Genomic DNA, 6,136 nt, shown 5'->3' on the forward strand with positions numbered 1-6,136 from the left:
TTGCCTAGATTGTTAGCGACAGAGATGTTCCTGAATCACAGTGGGCTTAAGCACCAAGTATGACGATATCACTGAAGAGAGTATGGAATGCCGCGCACTGTTCCAAGATCGACTTGTGGTCTTGGGCAGCTCTGAGTTTAAGGAAAAGTGTCAGATTTATGGTGCTGAAGGCCTTCTGAGTGTTCCGTTACTCTACCTTGAGACGGAAGAAACAGGCTGGGCGGGCTGGAAAGAGCGGAGCGATACCCAGGCGCTTTCCCAACCCCGTCCACAGGGAGTTAGCGTTAATAATTATGAGATTGTGCTACAGGCCCCGCAGGATGGAATGGGCGCTATTTTAGGCTGGGAGAGTTTAACCGCCAATTAGTGAAGAGTGAAAAACTGGTAAGGCTGGTGCCAGAAAGCATCCTATCGCCTCTCGATTTCTATATAAGAATTAACTCAAAATCTTCTGGCTGGGCCATGATCCTTTGTGACTGGCTGCTGCGTTCCCCTAAAAGTGAGCCGGTTTTAGGTCGGCTCACTCAAATGACAGAACCCTACAGGTCTTTAACGATGCGTAGGGCATCGTAAATCGCAGCATGGGTATTGCGGTGCGAAATGGCGTCCCCAATTCTGAACAGCTGGAATTTTCCTTCGGTTGCGGCAGGCTGTGGTGTGCCTACAATCAGATTGTCATAGTTGATGGCTCCTTGGTTGCTCGACAGCAGCTTTAGCTCTTCGTAAAGGTCGGCCATGGGTAAAGTGCCAAAGTTAACAACGACTTGGTCCACGCACCGCTCCTTAACGACATTGGTGTAATCGCTGCTGATCGAAGCGACAAGTTCACTGCCGTCACGCTTAATGCCGGTCAGGCGGAACGTCGGAGTGAACGTGGTATCTAGCATTTGTAACGTGCGCATGTAGGGCACCAAGTTCATAGCCATGACTTCCGGCGCCAAGGCGCGGTCGGCTGTCATGTATTCGACTTTACCGCCCGCTTTGGCAATAATCTCAGCTGCTTGTAGGGCGGTATGGTCGCCTGCATCGTCATACACCAGCACGTTTCTGCCTGGCGTCACATGGCCAGAGAGCAAATCCCAGCCGGTGATGGCCAGCTCGTTGCCCTCTTGAAGCGCCTCTTCGTTAGGCTGTCCGCCCGTTGCCACAATGACCACGTCCGGCGATTCGGCGAGCACTTCATCCTGTTCGGCAAAGACATTGAAGTGGAACGTTACGCCCATGGCTTGGCAGCGATCAAAGCGCCAGTCGATAATGCCCATCATTTCTCGACGACGCTCGCTCTGCGCCGTTAAACGAATTTGCCCGCCGGGGGCATCTGCTGCTTCAAATACGACGACTTCGTGTCCGCGTTCGGCAGCCACGCGGGCGGCTTCCAGCCCGCCAGGGCCTGTGCCAACGACCACCACCTTGCGTTTGGTATCGGCGGGGGAAATGGTATGGGGCATGGTGGTTTCGCGGCCGGTCGCGGCGTTGTGAATACAGTACGCAGCGCCGCCTTGGTAAATGCGGTCCAGGCAGTAGTTGGCGCCCACGCAGGGACGGATCTCTTCTTCACGGCCTTCGATGACTTTCTTCATCAGATGCGGGTCGGCCATATGGGCACGGGTCATGCCGATCATATCGACCTTGCCGGATGCAATCGCATGGCGAGCCGTCGCAACATCCTGAATTTTGGCTCCATGGAAGGTAGGGAAGTCGACCTCGCGCTTAATATCGCCCGCAAAATCCAGGTGTGGCGCGCTAGGCATGCCTTGGATAGGAATCACGTCCGTCAGGCCTGGGTCGGTATCAATGTGCCCTTTGACGACATTGAGGAAGTCTACCAAACCGCTGTCTTTCAATCGGTGGGAAATGGCCATGCCATCCCGAGCATCGAACCCGCCGGGTAAGCACTCGTCTCCGGTATAGCGCACGCCTAGTAAGAATTTCTCACCCACACGCTCACGGATGCTCTGAAGCACTTCAAAGGTGAACCGTAGCCGGTTGTCCAGGCTGCCTCCATACGGCGCATCAAGCTCGTTGGTCAACGGTGACCAGAACTGATCCATCAAGTGGCCGTACGCCTGGATTTCCATGCCGTCCAGGCCTGCTGCGTACATGCGTTCGGCGGCGTCGGTGTAATCCTTGATTAATCGCTCAATATCCCAAAGCTCGGCTTTTTTCGGATAGGCACGGTGGGATGCTTCGCGATGATTGGAGGCTGATACCGCAGGCAGCCAATCGCCTTTGTCCCACCGGGTGCGGCGACCTAAGTGTGTTAGCTGAATCATTACTGCCGTACCGTGTTCGTGGCACGCCTCGGTAAGGTCGCGCATCCACGGCACCACTTCATCTTTATAAGCCAGAATATTGTTAAACACCGGCGGGCTGTCTCGAGAAACCGCCGCCGACCCGGCAGTCATGGTCAGGGCAATACCTGCCTTGGCACGTTCAACATGATAAGCCCGGTATAGCTCTTTAGGCATGCCATCTTCGGGGTAAGCCGGTTCGTGAGAAGTCAGCATTACCCGATTTTTCAGAGTTAAATGTTTTAATTGTAACGGCTGTAGCAAAGGGTCGTTTTTCACGGTCATCTTCCCTTGTTGTTTTGATGGTTGACACAAGCTAGCCTTCACTGTACATACTTGTCAATATGGATGACAGTTATGTACACGAAGATGACAGCCTTCCTGTATGATCGATTGCATCGCCATGGCAAAGAGAGAAATACGTGAAAAACGGACGCGCCACGATTAACCAAACTGCTTGGATTGATGCTGCTTACGAGCTACTAATTGCCTCGGGAGTCAGTGCCGTCAAGATCGTACCGTTAGCAAAGAAGTTAAAAACATCACGCACCAGTTTTTACTGGCTATTTAAAGATCGTGAAGAGGTGCTTACTGCACTGCTGGAGCGGTGGGAGCGACAAAATACCCAGGCCTTAATTGAACAATCGGAGAAATATGCATCTTCCATCGTGGAAGCCACGCTCAATATCTTTGATTGTTGGTTTGACCCGGCGGTATTTGATTCTGAATTCGAGTACGCCGTTAGAAGCTGGAGCCTGCAAGATCAAGCGGTTGCTGAGCGCGTTAGCCAAGCCGATAGCGTGCGGCTACAAGCGCTGCAAGACATGTTTATTCGCTATGGCTATGACGTGCTGGAAGCTGATACCCGTGCACGCACGGTGTATTTGATTCAGATCGGCTACATCTCAATGCATACCCAAGAGACCCAAGATACGCGGATCGCCCGAGTGGCTCAGTACATCAATATTTTTACTGGGCAGATGTGCACCCATGCTGATCTTGAGCGGTTTGCTGCGCGGCATAGAGCGCGGTTTACGCCCGAAGAGATGGCGGCTCAACAGGAGATGACAGATGAAACCGACATTAACGCTCGGCATTATCGGGGGTAATGGCTGGCTGGGTAGTGCGCTGGGTCGTTGCGTGTTGGCTAGTGGGCTTATCGCGCCAAACCAGCTGGTGGTAACGGCCAGTCGAAAGCATAACCGCTATCAGGATTGGCCAGGCGTAACTTGTGTCGAGAGTTCTGATGCACTGCTGGAGGTTGCTGAGATCATTGTGTTGTCTGTTCGGCCTGAGCAGTTTGCCCAACTAACGCTTTCGCTTGAAAACCGGCTGGTGATTTCGTTAATGGCCAAGGTGCCAATGGTAGCGCTGGCCTCGGCAACGAGGAGTGATCGAATCGTACGTGCCATGCCAAACGCAGCTGCAGCGGTAGGGCGCTCCTATACCCCTTGGTGTGCAACGCCACGTTTGAGCGCGGATGATCGCGACTTCGTTCAGCGCCTGTTTTCAGCCTGTGGTGTAAGCGATGAAGTAGAAAACGAATCGCAAATCGATTATCTGACTGCGCTAACGGGCAGTGGCCCTGCGTTTCCTGCGCTGTTGGCTGATGCGCTAATTCATCATGCAATAACACAAGGAATTTCTCCGGCGGTGGCCCAGCGCGGCGTACTGCACACGTTGTCAGGCGCTAGCCAACTGATGTTGGAAGAAAACGCGACCCCAATGGAGATGGTTACCCGCTTTCTGGATTACGGCGGAACCACCACCGAAGGCTTAAATGCCATGCTGCAGCATGGTTTTCGGGAGGCGGTACAGCAGGGGATTGAGGCCGCCTACGGTGCCGTCAAGACCTGACCGAATGACGCTTACAACAATAAACGCTTTGGCAAACGCCCAGCCATACAACGCATTCAACACATTATAAAAAAGGAGAGGGTATGAACCTTGGCAACAATAAACACCAAGCAGTGGGGGCTCCTTCGGAGCAGTTGGCTAGACGACGATGGGGTTAATAAAGACTCTGACTGGATAACGCCCCCCTTATGAATAATAAACCGCAGCGCTATCGCGTGCTGCCGGACCTGCTTGATGTTTAAAAGGAGACAGTTCCATGCTGGATAACAATAACGCAGTCGTGATTACGACGTTTGCCCTTTATTTTGTCGTAATGTTTGTCATTGGTGTTGTCGCTTGGAAACGCTCGTCAGATTTTTCGGACTACGCTCTGGGCGGACGCACACTAGGGCCGTTTGCAACGGCGATTTCATCCGGTGCCTCGGAGATGTCGGGCTGGCTAATGGTGGCGATGCCAGGTGCTGCTTACTTGTCAGGGCTATCGTCATTCTGGGTGGCTGGCGGCTTGCTAGTAGGAACTATCTTAAACTGGCTGATCGTGGCCCAACGGCTTCGGGTCTACAGCTTTGTCGCCAACAACGCCCTGACCATTCCAGACTTTCTCTCCGAACGTTTCCAGCTGCATACCAATGGCCTACGGCTGGTAGCCTCGCTGTTCATTATCGTATTTTACCTATTTTATACCAGCTCGGGGCTGGTGGCGGGCGGTAAGCTGCTAAACACTGTCTTTGGCATGAGCTACGAGCTGGCGGTTTTATTGGGCGTACTGGCAATCATTTCTTACACCTTCTTTGGCGGCTATCTGGCCGTCTCCTGGACCGACGTTTTACAGGGCATCATGATGATTTTCGCTCTGATTGCCGTTCCAGTGGCCGCAGTCACGGAACTTGGTGGTATCAACGCCTCTATGGCCTCCGTACAGGAGGCCTCGCCCCAGGTCCTGCAGTGGCTGACCGATGCGGCCAGCGGCGAAAGCCTGACCTGGATCGCCATAGCAAGCTCGCTTGCCTGGGGTCTGGGCTACTTCGGCCAGCCACACTCTTTGGCACGCTTTGCCGGGATTAACGACCACCGCAATATTCCCTTTGCGCGGCGCGTGGCGGTTTCCTGGACTGCTATCGGACTGGTCTGCGCCTTGCTAATCGGCGTGCTTGGTCATGGTTTCTTCCCGGCTGGACTTGATGATCAGGAGCGCATCTTCATGTTTATGGTCGATGTATTGTTTAACCCAATTGTATCCGGAGTACTGCTCACCGCTATTCTGGCAGCCGTCATGTCGACCGCGGATTCACAGCTGCTTATATGCTCATCCACTATTGCCGATGATATCTACAAGTCGGTCTTTCGTAAGAACGCAACGCAAAAAGAGCTGTTGAGGGTGGGCCGGTTGGCCGTGCTGGGCGTTTCTCTTATCGCGCTATTGCTCGCGCTGGCACCGGGTTCTGAAGTGCTCGGGCTGGTCTCTTATGCTTGGGCGGGGTTTGGTGCCTGCTTTGGCCCCACACTCATTTTAAGTCTGTTCTGGAAGCGCATGAACCAGTGGGGCGCGCTTGCCGGTATTGTGGTAGGTGGTATCACCGTTATTGTCTGGTCTCGGCTATCGGGCGGGCTATTCGATCTGTATGAAATTGTTCCTGGCTTCGTGTTCTCGCTTGTCGCGATAGTGGGTGCCTCATTGAGCACGGCGGCCCCGCTGGCTTCTGTCGCGCGTCAGTTCGATGAGATGGAATCAGCACTTAACAACCACCAGCAGGAGATACTCGTATGAAAGTACTCGTCGCGGTTAAACGCGTCATCGATTACAACGTCAAGATTCGCGTCAAGGCGGATCACTCCGACGTTGACCTGACCAACGTCAAAATGGCCATGAACCCCTTCTGCGAAATCGCCGTGGAAGAAGCCGTGCGCCTGAAAGAGAAGGGCGTGGCCACCGAAGTCGTTGCGGTCACCATTGGCCCTAAAGCGGCCCAGGAACAGCTGCGTACCGC

At 53.7% G+C, this 6,136-nt stretch carries 6 protein-coding genes; 5 read left to right on the top strand and 1 reads right to left on the bottom strand.

Going from position 1 to position 6,136, the window contains the following annotated elements; genetic code table 11:
• Positions 1-40: 40 nt before the first annotated feature.
• Positions 41-367, top strand: a complete 327-nt coding sequence (locus ELY38_RS10285) for a type 2 periplasmic-binding domain-containing protein (RefSeq protein ID WP_127061935.1) — start codon at positions 41-43, stop codon at positions 365-367.
• A gap of 172 nt (positions 368-539) precedes the next feature.
• Here ELY38_RS10285 and ELY38_RS10290 read toward each other — a convergent pair whose 3' ends face one another.
• Positions 540-2,570, bottom strand: coding sequence for an NADH:flavin oxidoreductase (locus tag ELY38_RS10290; protein ID WP_127061937.1), 2,031 nt, complete (start codon positions 2,568-2,570; stop codon positions 540-542).
• Between the two features lie 143 nt (positions 2,571-2,713).
• Between ELY38_RS10290 and ELY38_RS10295 the strand changes: the two genes are divergently transcribed.
• From ELY38_RS10295 to ELY38_RS10310, 4 genes are all read left to right on the top strand, one after another.
• Complete coding sequence (locus ELY38_RS10295) at positions 2,714-3,400, top strand: TetR/AcrR family transcriptional regulator (protein WP_127061939.1); 687 nt, start codon at positions 2,714-2,716, stop codon at positions 3,398-3,400.
• Positions 3,363-4,148: a pyrroline-5-carboxylate reductase family protein gene (locus ELY38_RS10300; RefSeq protein ID WP_127061941.1), complete on the top strand. Its 786-nt coding sequence runs from the start codon at positions 3,363-3,365 to the stop codon at positions 4,146-4,148. Before ELY38_RS10295 ends, ELY38_RS10300 begins: the two co-directional genes overlap by 38 nt.
• 256 nt (positions 4,149-4,404) lie before the next feature.
• Entirely contained in the window at positions 4,405-5,916 is a 1,512-nt protein-coding gene (putP, locus tag ELY38_RS10305; RefSeq protein WP_127061943.1) for a sodium/proline symporter PutP, read from the top strand.
• The coding region (locus ELY38_RS10310; RefSeq protein WP_422822327.1) for an electron transfer flavoprotein subunit beta/FixA family protein at positions 5,913-6,136 on the top strand (224 nt) is incomplete at its 3' end. The genes putP and ELY38_RS10310, both read left to right, overlap by 4 nt.

Origin of the sequence: Vreelandella nanhaiensis (assembly GCF_003990185.1) — a bacterium.
Classification (GTDB): Bacteria; Pseudomonadota; Gammaproteobacteria; order Pseudomonadales; family Halomonadaceae; genus Vreelandella; species Vreelandella nanhaiensis.